Origin of the sequence: Streptomyces sp. NPDC001292 (assembly GCF_042896465.1) — a bacterium.
Classification (GTDB): domain Bacteria; phylum Actinomycetota; class Actinomycetes; order Streptomycetales; family Streptomycetaceae; genus Streptomyces.
In genome coordinates this window covers 55,046-75,418 of sequence record NZ_JBIAXG010000016.1, presented here as the reverse complement: position 1 = coordinate 75,418, position 20,373 = coordinate 55,046, and the positions used below count along the sequence as shown (strand labels likewise).

The 20,373-nt window shown below is 72.7% G+C and carries 16 protein-coding genes and 2 pseudogenes; 10 read left to right on the top strand and 8 right to left on the bottom strand.

What is annotated here, in order from left to right; translation table 11 throughout:
- Positions 1–15 precede the first annotated feature (15 nt).
- A pseudogene (locus ACFY4A_RS18820) lies at positions 16–551 on the bottom strand (hypothetical protein); the annotation flags it as partial.
- A 239-nt stretch (positions 552–790) separates the two neighbouring features.
- On the opposite strand from ACFY4A_RS18820, the gene ACFY4A_RS18815 reads away from it, so the two are divergent.
- Complete coding sequence (locus ACFY4A_RS18815; RefSeq protein ID WP_390830516.1) at positions 791–1,024, top strand: hypothetical protein; 234 nt, start codon at positions 791–793, stop codon at positions 1,022–1,024.
- A 69-nt stretch (positions 1,025–1,093) separates the two neighbouring features.
- Here ACFY4A_RS18815 and ACFY4A_RS18810 read toward each other — a convergent pair whose 3' ends face one another.
- The 3 genes from ACFY4A_RS18810 to ACFY4A_RS18800 all read right to left on the bottom strand — a co-directional run bounded on the left by ACFY4A_RS18810 (position 1,094) and on the right by ACFY4A_RS18800 (position 3,089).
- Positions 1,094–1,834 (bottom strand): hypothetical protein, encoded by a 741-nt coding sequence (locus ACFY4A_RS18810; protein WP_390830515.1) that lies wholly within the window; start codon positions 1,832–1,834, stop codon positions 1,094–1,096.
- Entirely contained in the window at positions 1,834–2,385 is a 552-nt protein-coding gene (locus tag ACFY4A_RS18805) for a SigE family RNA polymerase sigma factor (protein WP_390830514.1), read from the bottom strand. The genes ACFY4A_RS18810 and ACFY4A_RS18805 overlap by 1 nt, the downstream gene beginning before the upstream one ends.
- Before the next feature lie 80 nt (positions 2,386–2,465).
- Entirely contained in the window at positions 2,466–3,089 is a 624-nt protein-coding gene (locus ACFY4A_RS18800) for a hypothetical protein (RefSeq protein WP_390830513.1), read from the bottom strand.
- 205 nt (positions 3,090–3,294) lie between these two features.
- Here ACFY4A_RS18800 and ACFY4A_RS18795 point away from each other — a divergent pair, with 205 nt between their 5' ends.
- Positions 3,295–3,975 (top strand): hypothetical protein, encoded by a 681-nt coding sequence (locus tag ACFY4A_RS18795; protein ID WP_390830512.1) that lies wholly within the window; start codon positions 3,295–3,297, stop codon positions 3,973–3,975.
- Between the two features lie 138 nt (positions 3,976–4,113).
- Here ACFY4A_RS18795 and ACFY4A_RS18790 read toward each other — a convergent pair whose 3' ends face one another.
- Positions 4,114–6,240, bottom strand: a complete 2,127-nt coding sequence (locus ACFY4A_RS18790; protein ID WP_390830511.1) for a glycogen debranching N-terminal domain-containing protein — start codon at positions 6,238–6,240, stop codon at positions 4,114–4,116.
- Between the two features lie 122 nt (positions 6,241–6,362).
- Here ACFY4A_RS18790 and ACFY4A_RS18785 point away from each other — a divergent pair, with 122 nt between their 5' ends.
- From ACFY4A_RS18785 to ACFY4A_RS18770, 4 genes are all read left to right on the top strand, one after another.
- The gene (locus tag ACFY4A_RS18785; protein ID WP_390830510.1) at positions 6,363–7,430 is read left to right on the top strand and encodes a LacI family DNA-binding transcriptional regulator; all 1,068 of its coding nucleotides are present in this window, start codon (positions 6,363–6,365) and stop codon (positions 7,428–7,430) included.
- Positions 7,431–7,573: 143 nt separating this feature from the next.
- Positions 7,574–8,818, top strand: a complete 1,245-nt coding sequence (locus ACFY4A_RS18780; RefSeq protein ID WP_390830509.1) for an extracellular solute-binding protein — start codon at positions 7,574–7,576, stop codon at positions 8,816–8,818.
- 191 nt (positions 8,819–9,009) lie between these two features.
- Positions 9,010–9,996 (top strand): carbohydrate ABC transporter permease, encoded by a 987-nt coding sequence (locus ACFY4A_RS18775; RefSeq protein WP_390830584.1) that lies wholly within the window; start codon positions 9,010–9,012, stop codon positions 9,994–9,996.
- The gene (locus ACFY4A_RS18770; RefSeq protein ID WP_390830508.1) at positions 9,993–10,889 is read left to right on the top strand and encodes a carbohydrate ABC transporter permease; all 897 of its coding nucleotides are present in this window, start codon (positions 9,993–9,995) and stop codon (positions 10,887–10,889) included. Before ACFY4A_RS18775 ends, ACFY4A_RS18770 begins: the two co-directional genes overlap by 4 nt.
- A gap of 217 nt (positions 10,890–11,106) precedes the next feature.
- Here ACFY4A_RS18770 and ACFY4A_RS18765 read toward each other — a convergent pair whose 3' ends face one another.
- Complete coding sequence (locus ACFY4A_RS18765; RefSeq protein ID WP_390830507.1) at positions 11,107–12,360, bottom strand: MFS transporter; 1,254 nt, start codon at positions 12,358–12,360, stop codon at positions 11,107–11,109.
- A gap of 76 nt (positions 12,361–12,436) precedes the next feature.
- Here ACFY4A_RS18765 and ACFY4A_RS18760 point away from each other — a divergent pair, with 76 nt between their 5' ends.
- The 3 genes and pseudogenes from ACFY4A_RS18760 to ACFY4A_RS18750 all read left to right on the top strand — a co-directional run.
- Positions 12,437–13,483, top strand: a complete 1,047-nt coding sequence (locus ACFY4A_RS18760) for a winged helix-turn-helix domain-containing protein (protein WP_390830506.1) — start codon at positions 12,437–12,439, stop codon at positions 13,481–13,483.
- A complete protein-coding gene (locus ACFY4A_RS18755) occupies positions 13,480–14,001 on the top strand; it encodes a glutathione peroxidase (RefSeq protein WP_390830505.1) in 522 nt (173 codons plus the stop codon). Before ACFY4A_RS18760 ends, ACFY4A_RS18755 begins: the two co-directional genes overlap by 4 nt.
- 106 nt (positions 14,002–14,107) lie before the next feature.
- Positions 14,108–14,236: pseudogene (locus tag ACFY4A_RS18750) on the top strand (MerR family DNA-binding transcriptional regulator); the annotation flags it as partial.
- A gap of 31 nt (positions 14,237–14,267) precedes the next feature.
- Here the strand turns inward: ACFY4A_RS18750 and ACFY4A_RS18745 are convergent.
- Entirely contained in the window at positions 14,268–16,142 is a 1,875-nt protein-coding gene (locus ACFY4A_RS18745; protein WP_390830504.1) for an MFS transporter, read from the bottom strand.
- Positions 16,143–16,305: 163 nt separating this feature from the next.
- On the bottom strand, positions 16,306–19,107 hold the full coding sequence (locus ACFY4A_RS18740; protein ID WP_390830503.1) for a D-alanyl-D-alanine carboxypeptidase: 2,802 nt from the start codon (positions 19,105–19,107) through the stop codon (positions 16,306–16,308).
- 260 nt (positions 19,108–19,367) lie between these two features.
- On the opposite strand from ACFY4A_RS18740, the gene ACFY4A_RS18735 reads away from it, so the two are divergent.
- The gene (locus tag ACFY4A_RS18735) at positions 19,368–20,123 is read left to right on the top strand and encodes a GPP34 family phosphoprotein (RefSeq protein WP_390830502.1); all 756 of its coding nucleotides are present in this window, start codon (positions 19,368–19,370) and stop codon (positions 20,121–20,123) included.
- Positions 20,124–20,373 lie beyond the last annotated feature (250 nt).

The window sequence follows — 20,373 nt, the reverse complement described above, 5'->3', positions numbered from 1 at the left end:
AGTTCGGGGGTTCACTCAGCTCAGGGGCTCACTCAGCTCGATGGAGCACAGAGCTGCCGCCAGGGCCCGTTCGTCGCCTACGTCGAGAGCCGTGTCGGTCAGTTTGATGACGTGTTCGTCGCCGTGCTCCAGGGCCAGTTCGAGAACCTCTTCGGAGGTCAGGATGCCCGGCGGGGTGTACACGGCCGGGGCGTCCGGCGCGTACATCGCGGTCACGGCCGCGGAGGCCGTCCAGGCGGCCCGCAGGCTCGGTGCCCACAGGGACCGCGGGAGCGCGGGCAGGACGCGCAGGACGGCGTTGGGCGCCGTGGCCGCGTGGACCAGCATCGTCGCTTCGCCGTGGCCGTGGGTGGCGTACCGGTGGGTGGCCGCGCGCACCAGTTCGGTGAGGCGGCGGTGCGCCGCGTCGGGGTCCGTGACCGTGGCCGCCCAGGTCGGCAGACCCCTGACGCGCGCGAGCCGGGCGGGGAAACCCCGGTCCGTTCGGCGAGGGGCGTCACCGCGTCGAGGGCGGCGGCCGCGCTCTCGGCGCCGGGCAGCGGGACCAGGTCGGGGTCCGCGGCGTCTGGTGCGTGCGGACGACGCTACTTTCGAAACACGCCCCAGGACTGCCGGGGGACCTCGGCCGGAGCATGGGTGCGAGCCCCTGCCCGCGCCCAAGGACGGGGCGGTGCCGGACCGGGGCCAGTACGTCCCCACGCGGCAGCGAAGGGCGCCGCCTGCGACGCTCTCGCCACCACCCGGGTCCCGGCGGAGGGGCGCGAAGGGGTGGTCCGCATCGCCGTCGCCGATGACGGGATCGTCGGACGGAAGCGCCGCGGCGCACGGCGCTGTGAACGCCGGCGACGTCGTGGTGGCCGACGAGGAGGGCGTCGTGGTCGTCCCGGCCGCCCGCCGCGAGGAGATCCTCGCCGCCGCGCGGGCCGGGCTGGCCGAGGAGGCGGACGAGACCCTCGACGCGTGGGAGGAGGCCCACCGCACCCGCGTCAACGCGATCCTGCGCGACGAGGGCTTCGAGGAGTGACACCGCCCGGGCGGGCGGCGACCGTTCGAGGCAGGAGCGACGTCGTTCACCGGGGCCGTGCCCGCCGGATCACCGTGACCTCAACTGGGCGTAGATCCCGCCCTCGGTGTCGTAGACGGTGGCTTGGGTCCGGAAGCGGAAGGGGCCCTTTCCGGGTTTGACGTCGGTGATGGCGTACCAGACGCCCCATCCGGGGTCCCCGGGCAGCTCGATGAGCTTGCCGCGCACCGTCCCGGCCACCGTTTCGACCTCGACACTGGACGCGGTGCCCTTGCCGCCGTAGTACAGGCCGGAGAGGTAGACGCGGCCGTCCTCGGACTCCTCCTGAACGGAGACGCCGGGGGTGCTCCGGTCGATGTTGCCGTCGACCACGCTGCGGAACTGCGGCTCGGGCGAGGAGGGGGGCGACGTCCAGTGCTTGCCCTCCGCCGTGAGCCAGAGCTCGAAGCCGGGGGCGGCCGTCACGTGCTCACCGGGGGTGACGATACGGGGCGTCGGGGCCGGGACGGCCGAGGAGGCGGAGGGCGAGGGCGAGACGGACGCGGGCGCCGCCGGGGACGTGATGCGGGCGGCGCCGGATCCCGTGCCGCGCAGCAAGACGACTGCCAGGGGCACCAGCAGCAGCCCGCACCCCGCGCCGAGTACGGCCGTCCGCCGCCTGAGCCGGATCCGCCGCCCCCGGCGCTCCACGGCCGCCAGCGGCAGCGGGGAGGGCGTGATGTCGTACGCGACCTCGGCCAGTGCCTGGCGCAACCGTTCGGTCTCGGCGTGTCCCGGGCCTGTGTCTGCTTCGGTTCTGGGGTGATTCATCAGCGGGCTCCGGAGACGGGGTGGGAGCGGTCGGAGGCGACGAAGGCGGGATGAGAGCGCAGAGCCACGAGGCCGCGCCGCGCATGGGTCTTGACCGTTCCGAGCGAGCAGTCGAGCAGCTCGGCGATGTCGGTTTCGGAGAGGTCCTCCCAGTAGCGCAGCACCAGCACCGTCCGCTGCCGGGCGGAGAGCGTGGCGAGCGCCTGCGTGACCGTGGCGCGGCGCTCGACGGACTCGGCGTGGCCGCTGTCCGGCTGGTGCACCCGTTCGGGCAGGAACGGCATCAGCAGATGCGTGACACGTCTCCTGCGGATCCGGCTGAGGTTGTTGTTGACGAGTGAGCGCCGTACGTAGAAGTCGACGTCGTCGGGCGGGATGCGCCCCCAGCGCGCGTACACCTTGGCCAGGGTGGTCTGCACGAGGTCCTCGGCTTCGTGGTAGTCGCCGGTGAGCAGGAGGGCGGTCCGCAACAGACGGGGCCAGGCCGCACTGGCGTAGGCGGCGAAGTCGGTGCTCCCGGAGGAGGCTGCGAATCTCTCGTACTGCGGCACGGACGCGGTTCCCTGTGGGTCGGGTGCGGGGAGGAGGAGAGCCGGGGGGGCGGGGACCGCGCGGGTCCCCGCCCGGGAGATCAGCGCAGCGTCAACTGGGCGTAGATCTCGCCCTCGGTGTCGTGGACGGTGACCCGGGACACGTAGTCCCAGGAGCCGCTGCCGGGCTTGACGCGGGCGGTGGCGTACCAGGCGCCCCATCCGGGGTTGCCGGGCAGCTCGATGAGCTTGCCGTGCACCGTCCCGTCCACCGTTTCGACCTCGACGCTGGACGCGGTGCCCTTGCCGCCGTAGTACAGGCCGGAGAAGTACACGCGGCTGTCCGTGCCCTCGGACTGCACCGAGACTCCGGGGGTGTTCCGGTCGATGTTGCCGTCGACCACGCTGCGGAACTGGGGGTCGGGCGAGGAGGGCGTCGTCCAGTGCTTGCCCTCGGGCGTGAGCCAGAGCTCGAAGCCGGGGAAGGCCGTCACGTGCTCACCGGGGGCGACGATACGGGGCGTCGGGGCGGTCTTCTCCGCCGTCGGCTGCGTCGCCGTGGCGGCCCGGGCCTTCGAGGCCGAAGCGGTCTGGGTCTGCGCCGCCTCCGCCTTCGCGACCGTGCCGTGCGGTGCCGTCGCGGGTACGGCGTACGACACCGTGGCCATCCCCGCCACAGCGGCGGTGACGGCCGCGCAGGTCAGGTACTTCAGCGTCCGTTTCATGAACGGGCAACTCCTCGCGGAACACGGACCCTTGCGGGATCCAGGCTGACTGATGAAGGGAGGGCGCCTCTCCACCCGTTCAAACCCCGCCGGGCCCCCACCCGGATGACACCCCCGCGGGATTTCTTCGCGGAGCGGCGACATCGGCCGACGCGACCGGGCGCTGGTCCCGGTCCGCTCGGTGCTCGGTGGTGATAATCGTCGGGTGAACGGCGGTGAGGTGCGGCGGCGGTTGGTGGGGGATCTGCTGGCGGTGGGGGCGCCGTACGGGCTGGCGCTCGCCGGTGGGGACGCGGTGCGGGCACACGGACTCGTGGACCGGCCCGGACGGGACGTCGACGTGGCCACCGAGAGCCCGGTCGAGACGGGGGACATCGTCGCGGCGGTGCGCGCCGGCCTGGAGGAACGCGGCTGGCGGGTGCGGACCTCGGGGACGGAGCCGCTGGCGGCCCGGCTGGTGGCCGGTGACCCGGCGGCCGGGGCCGGGGAGGAGTACGCCGTGCAGGTGCTCAAGGAGGTGCTGTGGCGGCCGTTGGAGGCGGGCGAGTCGGGCCCGGTCCTCTCCCTCGAGGACCTCGTCGGCACCAGGGTGCGCGCACTGGCCGGCCAGGGCCTCGCCCCCGACCTCGTCGACGTCCACGCCGCCGCCGACCGGTGGAGCCACCCGGAGTTGGAGGAACTCGGCCGCCGCCACGCCGGTGACGTCTTCGACCTCGCCGATCTTCAGACCCGTCTCGTCGGCGCCGAGTGGATCGACGACCGCGAGTTCACCGCCTGCGGGCTCGACGACCGGGCCATCGCCGAGCTCCGCCGCTGGGCCCAGGAATGGGCGGACGACATCGGCGAACGGCTCGCGGAGTCCTCGGCGCCGCCCGAGGACGAGTGACACCGGCTCCTACGACCGGCGGCGGCTCCCACGACCGACTGTGTGCCGCCGCCCGTACCCTTCCCGGCCCGTAGCCCTCCCGCGCTCCCCGCCCCCGCCCCCGCCCCCGCGCAGCCCACGGCCGGTCCCTCGTCGGGGTCAGCCGGTGATCACTGTCAGGCCCTCCGGCGCAGACACCTCCGCCGATCCGTCGGCCCCCACCGTGATGTCCAGACGGTTTCCGCCGATCTGGAGCCCGGTGACCGTCAGCGGGCCGTACGCGCGGGCGAAGGCCGGGGTCACCGTGAGGGTGCCGGCGGGGACGTCCGCGCTCAGGCCGAGGGCCGACTGGAGGACGAGGACCGAGGACGCGGCCGCCCACGCCTGGGGCCTGCAGGACGCCGGATAGGGCGCGGGGCGCGGGCCGGCCTCGGCTCCGTGACCCGCGAAGAGTTCGGGCAGCCGGGCGTCGAACGCCGCCGACGCCGTCAGCAGGCCGTCCGCCAGCGACGCCGCGGCGTCCGGGAAACCGGACCGGACCAGTCCGTCCACGGCGATCGCCGTGTCGTGCGGCCAGATCGAACCGATGTGGTAGCCGTACGGGTTGAAGCCCACCGCCTCGCTGCTCAGCGTGCGCAGACCGTGGCCCGCGTCCAGGTCGCCGCCGGAGAGCCGGGCGGCCAGGAGCGCGCTCTCCTCGTGGTTGAGCAGACCCGTGCCCAGGAGGTGGCCGAAGCCCGAGGTGACCGAGTCCACCGGCCTGCCGTCGCCGTCCAGCGCGACCGCCGGGTACGGGCCCCGCTCGTCCTCCACCCAGAAGCGCTCGCGGAAGCGCGCGGCGAGCCGGTCCGCCCACTCCTCCCACTCGTCGGCCCCCGGGCGGCCGAAGGACCGCAGCAGCGCCGCTCCGCCGCGCGCGGCCTCATGGGCGTACGCCTGCACCTCGCACAGCGCGATCGGCGGCTGGGCGAGGCGGCCGTCACGGTGGCGGATGGAGTCGCCGGAGTCCTTCCAGCCCTGGTTGGCCAGGCCCCGGCCCGACTGGTCGACGTACTTGAGGAAGCCGTCGCCGCCGGCGTCCCCGTGGTCGCGCATCCACGCCAGCGCCGACTCGGCGTGCGGCAGCATCCGCTCGACCTCCTCCGGCGCCAGGCCCCAGCGCCAGGCGTCGTGGAGCAGGGTGATCCACAGGGGGGTGGCGTCCACCGTGCCGTAGTACACCGGCGGGAGCGAGAACGTGTCGCTGAACGCCGAGGTGCCGCGCCGCACTTCGTGCAGGATCTTGCCCGGCTGCTCCTCGGTTGCCGGGTCGGTGACGCCGCCCTGGCGGCGGGCGAGGGTGCGCAGGGTGCCCGCCGCGAGATCGGTGCCGAGCGGGAGCAGCATGCGGGCGGCCCAGAGCGAGTCGCGGCCGAAGAGGGTCAGGAACCAGGGTGCGCCGGCGGCCAGGAACTGGTCCGGCCGGGCCCCGGGCGACCGCGGGTCCGTCAGCCGCAGGCGGTCCAGGTCGGCGAGCGACTGCTCCAGCCACCGGTCGAGGCCTCGGTCCGCGCTGCGCAGGACGGGGGTGCCCCACGGTACGGCGTCGGCGGGGGCCGCCGGGAACTGGTCGCCGTCCGCGTAGGCCGCGGTGCAGCGCAGGGTCGCCGCCCACGAGGCACCCGGGGCCAGGGCGATGTCGTACGACAGCCGGCCCGCCGGCACGTCCAGCGCCTGGGGCGCGGGCTCACTGGTCAGGCGCACGGCGAACCCGTCGCTCGCCCAGGACAGTTCACTCCCCCCGGAGTTCGCGGCCTGCGGGGCTGCCGTCTCCACCGGGCACCCGGACTTGACCTGTTCCATGGTGGCGAGGTCCGTGCCGGCCGTGACCGTCAGCCGGAAACGGACCGACCGAGTGCCCGCGTTGGTGACCTCCAGGACTTCCTCGAACCCGCCGGCCGCCGTGGTCCGGCGGCGGTGCAGGGCGACCGCGGGGTCGGCCGTCGCCTCTCCGAGCCCCCGCAGGATCGACCGGAAGTCCGCCCGGTCCGCCCCGCGCAGCCCCTGCCCGACCGGCGCCAGCGGGATGCCGTCGGCCGCGACGGTCAGCCTGGAGAGCGCCCGGCGGTCGCCGTGGAAGAAGCCGTCCGCGCCCCCGTCGAAGGCCCCGTCGGCGCGCGAGATCACGAAGCTGGGCGCGTACAGCGTGACGACCGCGTCGTGCAGAAACGGCTGAAGGCCCTCGGTCACCGCGGGGGGCGGCGCGACCGAGCCGTTGGTGTCCGGGGTCTTGACAGTCGAGTCCAAGGGAGTAGAACCTCTCAGCGTTTGATCGTTCCAAAGACACTAAGTGACTCGTCAGAGCGCTGACAATGCTTTTGGAACGCTAAAACCCTCTCCTCGTTCCCTCTGCACGCCGGAGGCCCGCAATGCCCCGCTCCAGCAACGACCCGCCCGCCAGGGGCGGCCCGGTGACGCTCGCCATGGTCGCCCGCCGGGCCGGGGTCTCCCCGCAGACCGTGTCGAACGCGATCAACTCGCCCGACCTGCTGCGCTCCGAGACCCTGGAGCGGGTCCGCCGGGTGATCGACGAGATGGGCTACCGCCCCAGCCGTGCCGCGCAGACGCTGCGCACTCGCTCCAGCAAGCTGATCGGCTACGGCATCCTGCCCGCCCCGGCCAGCAGCCCCGTCCTCGACCGGTTCCTGCACGCCCTGTCACAGGCCGCCGACGAGGCCGGCTACCGGATCCTGCTGTTCGCCTGCCAGCCCGGCTCGCCGACCCTGGACGGCTACGAGGAACTCCTCGACCAGCACGAGGTCGACGGCTTCGTGCTCAGCGGCACCGAGCACAACGACCCGCGCCAGGCATGGCTCGCCAAGCGGGGCGTGCCGTTCGTCGCCTTCGGCCGGATGTGGTCGCGGCGGCAGATCGGCGACTGGATCGACGTCGACGGCGCCTCGGGCACGGACGCCGCCGTGGAGCACCTGATCGGCCTGGGGCATCGCAGGATCGCCTTCCTCGGCTGGGGGCGCGGCTCCTCCGGCGCCGGTGACGACCGCGCCGAGGGCTGGCAGCGGGCCATGAAACGGCACGGGCTGCCGACCCGCGGGCGGCGCGCGCAGAGCGTGAACGACATCGACGCGGCCCGCGCCGCCGTGAAGCCGCTGCTGGACGCGGGGGCGACCGCGGTGGTCGCGGCCAGCGACATGCTGGCGCTCGGTTGCTACCAGACGCTGCGCGAGCGCGGCGCCGTGCCCGGCCGCGACGTCGCCGTGGTCGGCTTCGACGACTCGCCGACCGCAGAGCTCCTGTCGCCCGCGCTGACCTCCATCGCCCAGCCGCTGGAGGAGGTCGGCCGGGAGTGCGTACGGCTGCTGCTGGCGCGGATGGCCGCTCCCGGCGCGCCGCCCGAACGCATCCTGCTGCCGCCGTCCCTGGTCGTCCGTGACAGCACCCGCGCACCCGGTGCGGACCCGGCCGCGCCCACTGTCTGACGACGGCCCGGCAGGCGCCGATCAGCACGGGCCGGCACCGTCCCGGCCGGCACCGTCCCCGAGTTCCCTCCTCCTCCACCCCCGGCCGTGTCCCGCGCCGCCGGGCGGAGCCGCCACTCGTATCCCGAACCCCGGAGGAATCCATGTCCCACCGTACGGCCGCCGCGACCCTCGCCACCTGCGCGGCACTACTGGCCACCGCGGGCTGCTCCTCGAACTTCGGCAGCGACAAGAAGACGGAGCAGGACACCGGCTCCCGCCAGCATCTGACGGTGCTGATAGCCAGCTCGGGCGACGCCGAGACCAAGGCCGTCAAGGATGCGGCGGCCGCGTACGCCAAGCAGTCCGGCAACACGGTGACCGTCGACGTCGCCAAGGACATGAACCAGCAGCTCGCCCAGGCCTTCGCCGGGCACAAGCCGCCGGACGCCTTCTACGTCAACTCCGACCAGTTCGCGAACTACACCAGAGGCGGCTCCCTGTACGCCTACGGCGACCAGATCAAGGACGCCGACGACTTCTCCGAGCAGCTGCGGGCCTCCTTCACCCACGACGGCAAGCTGGTGTGCCTGCCCAAGGACACCTCCACGCTCGCGCTGGCGGTCAACACCGACCTGTGGAAGAAGGCGGGGCTGACCGAGAAGGACTACCCGACGACCTGGGACCAGCTGAGGAAGGTCGCGGGCAAGCTGACCGGGCACGGTGTGACCGGACTGGTCACCAGCGCCGAACACGCGCGGCTCGGCGTCTTCATGAAGGAGGCCGGCGGCTGGATCACCAACGCCGACCAGACGAAGATGACCGCCGACAGCCCGCAGAACGTGCAGGCGCTCCGCTTCGTGCAGTCCCTGCTGAAGTCCGGCTCCATGAAGTACGCCAACCAGGTCGACACCAACTGGGGCGGTGAGGCCTTCGGCAAGGGCAAGGCCGCCATGACCATCGAGGGCAACTGGCTCAGCGGCGCCATGAAGGCCGACTACCCCGACGTCGAGTACAAGGTGGTCCCGCTGCCCGCCGGTCCGGCCGGCCAGGGCACGCTCGCCTTCAGCCAGTGCTGGGGCGTGGCTGCCGAGAGCGCCCACCGGGCGGCGGCCGTCGACCTGGTGACGTACCTGAACTCCAGCACGCAGCAGCTGAAGAACGCCGACGCTTTCGGCGTGATGCCCTCCCGCACCAGCGCCCTGGCCGAGTACGCGAAGCAGAACCCCGACGCGAAGGCGTGGGTCGACGCCAGCGCCTACGCACAGGGCCCGGTGACCCTCGCCGGATTCGACAAGGTGCTCGGCCAGTTCAACACCGACCTCGCGGCGCTGGACACCACGGATCCGAAGAAGATCCTCGCCGGCCTCCAGCGCAACGGCGAAGCGGCGCTCACGAAGGGCAACTGACCACCGTGTCCGCGCGTACGCCACACCACCCCCGTCCGGAACCGCGCTCCCGCGCCGGCGAGGGGTCCCGTACGGCCGGCCCGCCGGGCGAACCTGACACGCCCGGCGGGCCCGGCCCGAGCTCGGCGGCGCCCGCCCGGCGGGTGGGGCGCCGCGCGGAGGGCGCCTGGGGCTGGCTGTTCGTCAGCCCCATGGTGCTCGTCCTCGGCCTGTTCCTGGTACTGCCGACCCTGATGGCGCTGTGGGTGAGCCTGCTGCACTGGGACGGACAGTCCAACCCCTTCAGCGCGCAGGCGGATTTCGTCGGCCTGGACAACTACCGGGCGCTGCTCGCCGAGGACGGCCTCGACCGCACCCTGTTCGCGACCTCGCTGCGCAACACCGTCTATTACGTGCTGCTGACCGTGCCGCTGCAGACCCTCCTCGCGCTGAGCCTGGCGCTCGTCGTCAACCAGCGGCTGCTGCGCGCCCGGGGCGCCCTGCGCACCGCGTTCTTCTTTCCTTCGGTCACCAGCTCGATCGCGGTCTCCACGGTCTTCCTCTTCCTGTTCCAGGGCAGCGGCGCCGTCAACACCGCGCTGTCCTGGATCGGGGTGAACGGCCCGAACTGGTTCAACGACCCGCGTGGAGTGCTCTCCCTCCTGCTCGGCGGCCTGGGCGTCGTCGACACCGGCCACCCCTCGGACGCTCTGACCGACCACTCCTTCATGGGACTGTCCTGGTTCGAGTGGCTGTCCGGGCCGTCCGTCGCGATGTGCACGATCATCCTGCTCGCCGTGTGGACGACCGCCGGCACCTTCATGCTGATCTTCCTCGCCGCCCTCCAGGACGTCCCGCGCGAGCTGGAGGAAGCAGCCGCCATCGAAGGCGTCAACCGCTTGCAGATGCTGCGGTACGTGACACTGCCCGCGCTGCGGCCCGTGCTGTTCCTCGTCCTCACCCTCGGCGTGATCGCCACCTGGCAGGTCTTCGACCAGGTGTACGTCATGAGCCAGGGCGCCCCCGGCAACACCACGCTCACGCCGGCCTTCCTGTCCTACTCCACCGCCTTCGGCGACGCCGACTTCGGCCAGGGCGCGGCCATCGCCTTCATCCTGCTCGTACTGATCCTGACCATGACGGCCGTGCAACGCTTCCTGCTGCGCGAGCGCGCCGCCCGTCCCCGGAGGAACCGATGAGCGCTTCTTCCACGGCCGCCCGGGCGCAGGGCCGTCCGGTGCTCGGACGCTTCCCCCGGCCCTTGCGGATCCTCGGGTACGCGCTGGTGGCGGCGCTCGGACTGCTGTACCTCCTGCCGTTCGCCATCCAGTTGGCCACCGGGTTCAAGACGGACCCGGAGGCGGCGGCGCATCCCCTCGGACTGTTCCCGGTCACCCCGACGACCGCCGCCTACCAGCGTCTGTTCGGAATCAGCGAGGCCGGAGACGGGGTGCCGTTCCTGCGCTGGCTGGGCAACTCGGTGTTCGTCGCGGCCGTCGTCACCGCCGGGCGGGTGCTGTTCGCCTCGATGGCCGGGTACGCGCTGGCCCGGCTGCGCTTCCCCGGCCGCACCCTGCTGTTCGGGTTCCTCCTCACCGTGATCGCGGTGCCCCCCGTGGTGCTGCTGATCCCGAGGTTCCTGGTGCTGAACACCTTCGGGCTGTTCGACACCTACACCGGCATGATCCTTCCGCTGCTGGTGGACGCGACGCAGGTCTTCATCATGAAGCAGTTCTTCGAGTCGATCCCCCGGGAGGTGGAGGAAGCCGCCCGGGTCGACGGCGCCGGTGTCTTCCGCACCTTCTGGTCGGTCGTCCTGCCGATGGCGCGGCCCGCCCTGATCACCGTGACGATCCTGGCGTTCCAGGGCTCCTGGAACGAGTTCACCCACTACCTCGTGGCCACCCAGTCCAGCCAGTACGAAACCCTGACCACCGGCCTCGCCCGCATGGTCTCGGGCAGCCTGGGCGGCGGCACCCAGTACCCCCTGAAACTGGCCGCGGCCCTGCTGTCCACCCTGCCCGTCGCGATCTTCTTCGGCTTCCAACGCCACTTCGTCCAGGGCGCCAACGCGGGAGCGGTCAAGGACTAGCACCGAACCCTTCCCGGACGCTGCCTCGTTATGGCAAGGCGGGCACCCAGCTCCACGTCAACGGCGTGCGGTGGGTGAGTCGGTGTCGTCGTGTCACGGAGTGGGTCGTGCATGGGTGAGCAGTGGGAGTGGCGGCGGTGGGCCGGTGGGGGCGGGTTCATCGCCGGGTTCGTGGTGGCGATCGGGTTCTTCGCCTACTTTCCCGGGTTGCCGCATGTCATCGACTGGGGTGCTCTTCTTGTGGCTCTGGGTGTGGGGTTGCTCGGTCGATGGGGGTGCCGGGTCTGGGTGGAGAAGGTTTGTGCTTCTCGGGGTTAGGGCGGCGGGACGCTGTGGCCAGGGTCAGGGTCACCGCTGTCGAGGCCGCGGCCGTCGCCGTCATCGCCGTTTCGGGTGAGGTGAGTTGGGCGATCGTGCCGGCCAGGGCGGCGCTGGCGCCCTGGAGGGTGAGCATGCCCGCGGAGTGCAGGCCCAGGGCGTGGCCGGCGAGTTCGTCGGGGGTCGAGGCCATCAGGTGCTCCTGCTGGACCAGGCTCGCGCCGAAGCCGACGGAGGCGAGGGTGACCAGGCAGGCGGCCACCGGTACGGGCGGGTGGAGGGCGAAGAGCAGGTACGGGGCGGCCAGGAGCAGCAGCAGCGGCGTGGCCGCCCGGCGGCGTACCGCCGGGGGCAGCAGACGGCCCACCGTCACGTCGCCGGCCAGCATGCCGAGCGCCGCGCACGCGAACAGCGTGCCCGCCGCGGCGGGGGCGTAGGAGACGTAGAGGGACTCGCAGCCGACCACCAGGCCGTTGGGGAGCCAAAGGCCCAGGTAGGTCAGGCGGCGCGGGCGGGACGACCACAGCAGGGCGTTGGTGCGCCAGGTCGCCGGGACCGAGGGGCGGCCGGAGGCACGGGGCCGCCGGTGGGTCAGACCGAGGCGGAGCACCGCGGCCGCCACGGCGTACAGCGCGGCGGACAGCAGCAGCGAGACCCGCGGTGACAGGGCCGCCACCAGCACCCCGCCCGTCGCGTACCCGGTGATCTGCATGATGCCGCTCATCATGTTGAACACCGAACGCCCCAGCAGATAGCCGCCCTTGGACAGGATCTCGTTCAGCAGACCCCAGCGGACTCCCCCGCCCAGGGAGGCGACCAGCCCCTGTACGAGGACCACGGCGAAGACCGCCCACAGCGCCAGGCCGGGCAGCGCCAGCAGCGCCGTGCCGGCCGCGAAGGACAGGCAGACGGCCACCAGCGCACGGCGCGGCGGCAGCCGGTCCGCGCCGGACAGGAAGAGGGTGGCGCCGAGCACCTGGGCCAGCGAGGGGCCGAACATGCTCACCGCGGAGAGCAGGGGCGAGTCCGTCGCCCGGTACACCAGGGTGCCGAGCGCGAGTCCGCTCGCCGTCTGGGCCACCGTCTGCGCACAGGACGCGAGGAAGAGCGGGGTGAACTCCGGGGATCGGAAGAGCTGCTGGTAGCTGCGCATGCGCCGGAGTCTCGGGCGGGCACAGGGCGGGTGGTTATTGTTTCGCACGGGTGCGAAAGGTCCCGGGGGAGGGTCCATGGGCTGGTGGCAGGTCAACGCGGACACGCTCGCCGGGAGCCGGTTCCTGTTCTCGCCGCTCGCCGAGACCTTCGCGAGCCTGAAGCTGCTGCACGCGGGCACCGGCGGGCATCCCGGCGAGCAGGCGTGGCTGCGTGCCCACCTGCCCGCCTACCGGCGGCTCCTCGCCGACGACCCCGTCACCGCGCTCCTCGTCCGCGCCGGACTCGGCCGGGACTGGATCGCCGACTTCCTCACCCCCACGCCACGGGACGAGGAGTCCTTCGAGAAGGGCGTCGAGCGGGTGCGCGCCACCGACCCGGCGGCAGCCCGCGCGCACCTGCGGACCTCGCTCGCCGGACCGCTGCCGGCCGCGCTGGAGCGGGACGACCTGCCCGAGCGCGCGGCCCGGCTCCTGGAGTACGTCTGGGCGGACGCCGTACGGCCCTTCTGGGCCCGGCGGCGGCGCGTCCTCGAAGCCGATGTGGTGGCACGGACCGCGCAGGTCAGCCGGGGCGGCTGGGCGGCGGTACTGGACACCCTGCGGCCGGGCACACGCTGGCTCGGCCAGAACCGCTTCCAGGTCAACCCGCACGAGTATCCGCCGCGCGAGATCTCCGGCGCCCAGCTCGTCTTCGTCCCGGTCACCCCGCAGGCCGGCTGGGTGTCGTGGGACGAGACGCAGCGTCGCTACGCCGTCGTCTATCCCTGCGCCGGCGCCCTCGCCGACACCGACGCGCGCCGGGCCGCCGTCCCCACGGGCCTCGGCGCGCTGCTGGGCCGGGCACGCGCCCAGGTGCTGATCCTGCTCGACTCGCCGCTCAGCACCACCCAGCTGACCGCCGTGACCGGGCAGAAGCTGGGCTCCGTGGGCCGCCATCTGCGCGTGCTGCTGGACGCGGGGCTGGTGGAGCGCCGGCGGGCCGGGCGGTCGGTGCTCTACTCACGGACCGGGGCGGGGCAGGTCCTCGTCGAGGCGGCCTCGGGGGCGGGCGCGGGGACGGACGCGGGCAAGGGGACCGACGCTCGGCACCGCCGGCTCCGCCCGACTAGCATCCGCTCATGACCACTTCAGACAGCAACGGCGCCACTGCCCCGGACTCCCCCCTGTCCGTGGAGATCGGCGCTCTCCAGGGCGGGCCGGCCGGCCTCGGGCAGTACGCGGGGCGGGTCGTGCTCATCGTGAACGTGGCGTCCAAGTGCGGGCTCACCCCGCAGTACGCCGGGCTCGAACAGCTGCACGAGCGGTACGCCGGGCAGGGCTTCACCGTGCTCGGGGTGCCGTGCAACCAGTTCATGGGGCAGGAGCCGGGCAGCGCCGAGGAGATCGCCGAGTTCTGTTCCGCCACGTACGGCGTCACCTTCCCCATGACCGAGAAGGTCGAGGTGAACGGGGAGGGACGGCACGCGCTCTACGAGCGTCTGACCGGCTTCGCCGACTCCGACGGGTACAGCGGGGACATCCGCTGGAACTTCGAGAAGTTCCTGGTCGGGCGGGACGGCAAGGTCGTCGCCCGGTTCTCCCCGCAGACCGGTCCCGAGGCCGCCGAGCTGGTCGCGGCCGTCGAGGAGCAGCTCGCCTGAAGGGCCTGCCCCACGCGTCTCGCTCGAAGGGCCTGCCCCAGGGGTGTTGACCTTGCCCCTGGGGCAGGGCGGAGCGTCCTTGCCGCCGGGCGGAACAGGCCGCCCGGTGACGGAGGATGAGGGCGTGGACGAGGAGCCGCTCACCATCGGCACGTTCGCCGCGCGGGCCCGGCTGTCGGCCAAGGCCCTGCGGCTGTACGACCGTCTCGGCCTGCTGGTCCCGGCGCACGTCGACGCCTCGAGAGACCCCCCGCACCCGGCAGCGGTCACTTCAACTCGTCCGGGCACGGAGTGCCCCGCGGCAGCTGGTACGGCGCCGCCAGGCGGTACGTGCCCGCCTTCGGCGCGACCAGCACGGTCCACTTGTCGCCCTCGGCGTCCTGCTCCGTCTCCATGAGGCAGCCGTTGACGTTGTCGTACGTCTTCGGCTCGCCTTCGGCGCGGTGCTTGGAGGCGTCGGTCTCCTGGGGCGGCTTGAGGCTCTTGCCCTGGTCGTCGACGAGGCTCAGCCAGGGCGAGTACGGGATGCGGATGAGGACCCGGCCCGCCTTGCGCACCTGGAGGGTCATCTCGCCCTGCTCGGCGCGCTCGACGATCGCGTCCGGCTCGGCGAGCGGCGCCGGGTCGGTGACCTTGAACAGCTGCCAGTTGGCGTCGCCCCAGACCTGCTTGAGGTACGGCATGCCCTCCTGCACCAGTGCGCGTTCGCGCTCGCCGCCGTTGCCGTCGACGTCGCCCTTGGGCAGCACCACGTAGTGCACCGCCCACCGCTGCAACCAGTCGTGGTAGTTCGCCGAGTTGAGCGTGTCGTCGTAGAAGAGCGGGTTGCGCTGCATGTCGGCCTGGCGGTTCCAGCCGCGGGCCAGGTTGACGTACGGCGCCAGCGCGGAGGCCTCGCGGTGGGAGCGGGCGGGGACCACCTCGACGCGGCCCTTCTCCGCGCCGACCCGCTGCAACTGGTTGACCAGGGGGGCCAGCTCGCGCGCCCAGGAGGCGGCCGGGGTGGTGTTGACGATGTCGTCGACCGACTTGAACCCTATCCAGCCGACGAAGCCGACGACGGCCAGCACGATGGTGAACCAGGTGCGCGAGCGCGGCACCGCGAACGGCAGCGCCGCCACCAGGACCACCCCGGCGAACAGCATGGCCAGCCTGGTGATGTTGGAGCCGATCTGGGAGCTGATCAGCCAGACCAGGACGACCGACAGGCCGTACACCGCGGACGTGATCCGGACCGTCTTCCACTCCCGGGGGACGAGGACGACGGCGAGCACGGCGTAGATCAGGGGCAGGATCACCGAGGCGAACGTCATCGGCTGGGTGCCGGAGAACGGGAACAGCCAGGCCGACGCGGCCACCACCGCGGCCGGGGCCAGGCCCAGCGCCCAGGCGCCCGGGCGGCGCTTCTGCAGGAACAGCGCGACCGCGACCAGGCCCACGAACAGGCCCGCCACCGGCGAGGACATGGTGGCGAGCGCGGCCAGCGGGGCCGCGATCAGCGCCTTCGCCCAGCGTTTGAAGCGCCAGCGGTGCGGCCAGCAGAACACGGCCGCGACCGCGCCCAGCGCGAACATCGTGCCCAGCCCGAAGGTCACCCGGCCCGACAGCGCGTTGCACAGCAGCCCGAAGACACCGGTCAGCGCGGCCCACAGGGGGTTCCTGACCGCGCGGCTGCGGATGAGGACGAGCGTCAGCAGGCCCGCGGAGACCGTGCCGGCGATCATCATCGTCGTACGGACGCCGAGGACGGACATCAGATACGGCGACACCATGCTGTACGACACCGGGTGCATGCCGCCGTACCAGGCGAGGTTGTACGCGGAGTCGGGGTGCCGGCCGACGAACTCGGCCCACGCGTCCTGCGCCGCGAGGTCGCCGCCGCTGTTGGCGAACGTGAAGAACCAGACGACGTGCAGCAGACCGGCCAGGGCGGTGACGGACAGGACGGGATGCCGCAGCATCCGCTCCCGGACCGCCATGACCGCGCCCCCGGCGCGGGGCCGTTCGCCGTCCCGGTCGCCCACCGGGTCGCCCGGCCGCCCGTGGTCACCGTCGGTGTCGGTCGTGGACGCTCCTGTTCGCGGACCGTTCCCCGGGCCCGGATCGGCGTCGTCGGCGCGTGTCGGATCCGCTGTGGCCACCTGACGGCACTCCCCGTGTCCTGTTCTCTGTTCGCGGCCGCGTCCCGCGACCGGCGACGTGCCCGATTCGTGACGCTAGCACGCACCCCGCCGGGTCAGCTCCCGGATGGGGCTGCCCGACGGGGTGCGCGGGGGCGGCGACGGACGCCGGGTGACGCGGGGGTCAGCCGAGGCGCGTCAGCTTGGCCGGGAAGCCCGGCTCGGCGAGGTCCTCCTGGAGGGCGACGGGCACCTCTACGGCGCCGTCCGCGCCGTCACCGACGGTGAGCATGCCCACTTCCGTGCCGGCCTTCGCGGTGTGCGGCAGGACGTCCTTGGTGGTGAGGGACAGCTTCACCCGCAGGCCGGCCCAGCCGACCGCGGTGACGTCCTTGGTGACGACGACCGGCGTGTGGCCGCCGAGCCGGTCGTCGACGTACCCGACGACGTCACCCTTCTTCAGGATCTTCGCCGAGGTCGGCACGCCCTTCGCGGCGACCAGCGCGGTCTTGCTGACCGCGTTGACCGTGTCGAGGATCGACTGTCCCTTGTGCTGGCCGAGGATCGCGCCGACGATGGTCACCGTCCGGCCGCCGACCTGCTTGTGGGCGGCGAACAGCAGGTTGCCGCCGGCCGCGGTGGTGGAGCCGGTCTTGATGCCGATCGCCCCGATGGCGTAGGGCAGCTCGTTGTAGTTGTTCCAGTACTTCCCGGTCGGGTCCGTCCAGCTGGCCGCGCTGGTGATGGCCACCATGGCCGGGATCTTCATGGCCGCGTTGCCGAGCTTCACCTGGTCCTCGGCGGTGGAGACGGTGGTCTCCTTCAGACCCGAGGGGTCGGTGTACGTCGTGTTCGCCATCCCGAGTTCCTTGGCGGTGGCGTTCATCTTCTTGACGAACTCCACCTCGGAGCCGGCGTCCCAGCGGGCCAGCAGGCGCGCGATGTTGTTCGCGGAGGGGATCATGACCGCGGACAGGGCCTGCTTCTCGGTGAGGGAGTCGCCGGCCTTGATGGTGTTGAGCGTGGACTCGCCGGCCTTGTCGTAGCCGCCCTCCTTCTCCGCCGTCGCGTCGATCTCGATCTTCGGGCCTTCCTCGCCGGCCTTCAGCGGGTGGTCGCGCAGGATGATGTACGCGGTCATGGTCTTGGCGACCGAGCCGATGGCGACCGGCTTCTGTTCGCCGAAGTGGTCCATCGTGCCGACGCCGTCCACGTCCATCCACCCCTGGCCCTCGTCGGGCCACGGCAGCTTCACCTGGTCGCCGTCGAAGGTGTAGGTGTCCTTGGCGGTCAGCGCGAAGGTGGGCTCCGGCAGCGGGCGCACCGCCTGCACGACCGCAAAGACGATCAGCAGGAGGATGACCAGGGGGGTCCAGATCTTGACGCGGCGCAGCACGGTGCGCAGCGGGGTCTCCGGGGGCGGCGGAGTGTTCGTCAGCTCGGCCAGCAGGTCCAGCGGCGGCTTGGGAGGCAGCGGCTGCTGGGTGGTGCGCTCGGGACCGACCTGCGGGACGGCCGCCGTGGCGTCCGCGGGCACGGGCTTGGGCGTGGGCGTGGCCGGCTGCGCGGGTTGCGGCTTGCGCGTCTGACGGGCGTCGAGCGGCTTGAGCGCGACGAACTTGCTGGTCCGCTCGGCATCGGACTCGGGTGCCCGCCTCTTGTCGCCGCCCAGCTTGAGCATGGTGGTGGGCTGGTCGACCTGCGGCTTGGCGGCGCCGCCGAGCTTCAGCACGGTGGTGGGCTGGTCCACGGGCGGCTTCTCGTCCGGGGCCGCTCCCTCCGAGCCGTCGTCACCGGCTTCGGGGGCGTCGCCGTCCGCGGCTTCGTCGGTCTCGGCACGCTTGCCGTCGCCGTCATCGCCGTCATCGCCGTCATCGTCGGCCTCGGGGGCGGCTTCCGCCTTGGCACGCTCGGCGGCACCGTCGTCCTCGGCGTCCTCGGTGTCGTCGGCGCCCTCGACGTCAGCCTCGGGCTCGACCACGTCCTTCGCACGCTCGGCGTCGTCGGCGTCCTCCGCCTCCTCCGCGTCGGAAGCGTCCTCCGCAGCCTCGTCGGCGACTCGGGACTCAGCCCCGTCCTTCCCCCGCGCGGCGTCCTCGGGCCTCTCGGCATCGTCCTCCGGCGCGCCCCCGGCTTTCGCACGCTCGGCGTCGTCGGCGTCCTCCGCCTCCTCCGCGTCGGAAGCGCCCACCGCAGCCTCGTCGGCGCCCCGGGGCTCAGCCCCGTCCTTCCCCCGCGCGGCGTCCTCGGGCCTCTCGGCGTCGGCCTCCGGCGCGCCTCCGGCTTTCGCACGCTCGGCGTCGTCGGCGTCCTCCGCCTCCTCCGCGTCGGAAGCGTCCTCCGCAGCCTCGTCGGCGGCTCGGGACGCAGCCCCCGCCTTCCCGCGCGCGTCCGCCTCCCCGCCGGAGACGTCCTCCGGAGCCTCAGCCTCAGCTTCGGTGTGGGTTCCGGACGCGGCCTCCGTCTCCGCGCCGTCAGCCTCGGAGGTGCCGGCCTTCGCGCCCGTTCCCTCGCCGGAGGCGGTCCCGCCCTCCGTGTCCCGCGCGTTCCCGGTGTCCGCGGACTTCGGGCCCTTGCCCGCCTCCGCGCGCTTCCCGTCGTCCCCGGAGTCCACCCGCGCGGCCACCGCCGTACGCAGGCGCGCGTCACCCGCCGCGCCGGCCTCGTCACCGTCGGCGGCGGACTCCGCGGCAGCGCCCTCGGTGTCGTCGGCGTGGTCGGTGTCGTCGGCGTGGTCGGTGTCGTCGGTCCCCGCCGTCGTCCTCACATCCCGTACCGAAAGCACCCGAGTGGCCGTGTCGATCCCGCCGCGCCCCCCGGAGCCGCCGGACGCGCCGGACGACCCGGCCTCGCCCGACTCCCCGGTCAACGCGAGGCGCGGGTCGCCGGCCTCGCTCCTGGACTCGGGAACCGAACCCGCGCTCCCCGACGTCCTCCGTGCCGACGACTCGCGCTGCTTCGACCTGTCGGGGGACTCGCCCGCCACCGATGCCTCCTCATGTGCCGCACGCCCAACGTGCCGCTACCGAACCGTGAATCACGATCTGAACCGCCACCCGGACGACGCGGCCGATCCCTTGGCCGTACCGCTGTCCGAACCATGTACCAGTGTCCTGTGTACGGGCCAAACCCATGCGATAGACGAGAACGACATACCTACCGGTTCCCTTACGAACCGGTCACGCACCCTCGACAGACCAATGTGAGAGGGGTCACCCTGTCATTCATCCACGCGGGGAGGCATGGATGGGCAGGAGCCGCAGAACACTTCCGGAGGAGCTTCTGCTGCTGGCACTGGACCCGGCCACGGGTACCACTGCGCAGCCGCAGTCGCTCGACCTCGGTCTGGCCGGAGCACAGCTAGTGGAGCTGGCGCTGGCCGGACGGATAGCCCCAGACGGGGATCGTATCGCCGTGGTGGTGCCACGGCCGACAGGAGATCCAACTCTGGACTGCGCGTTGGAGTTGCTGCGAAGGCGCGGCGCTCCGGTACGGGCCGTCCACTGGATCGGCGGGCCGCGTCTCGGGCTCCGCCAGACCTACCTCTCGCATCTGGAGCGGTGCGGCATGGTGCACGCCGTGGCCGGCCAGATGTGCGGGGTGCTGCCGACGACTCGTTACCAGGCGACGGACACCGCCATCAGCCGGGAGATCAGGGCCCGGTTGGACTCCGCGATCCGCACCGGCGTACCGCCGGACCCGCGGACCGCGGCGCTCGCCGCTCTGGCGCACGCGGTCGGCCTCGGCAAGCACCTGTACCCCGGCAACGAGGGACGGTCGTCACGGTCCCGGCTCAGGGACCTGATCCGGCACGACCCCATGGGCGGCCTCGTGGCGCATGCCGTGCTGGACGTCCAGAACGGCGTGGCGGCGCAGCCACGCCGCAGCGCGGCCTCGGCAGGGCGCCAGAGCGGGGCGGGCCCCAGGCCCGCGGCGGAACCCGCTCGTGGCGTTCCGATGCAGCCACGCCGCGGCTCCATGGCCCGTGCCGTGGCCCACTGAGCCGCACCGCACAGCACAACGCCGCACCGCAGTCCCCAGCCCCGGAGCGACGGTTCGGGAGCCGCAGGATCGACAGGGGCGGCGGGCTCGTACACCTCGTACGCGTCCCGCCGCCCGCTCGGCCGGGTCCGAGTGCGGAATGCGGGCCCGAACTCACCTGTACCCGCTGCATATCCGGCGTTTCCCAGCGGTAGAAAGCACCTTGGTGGCAGTCTGCTCAGCAGCAGATACGCAAAGTAGAGGCATGCGG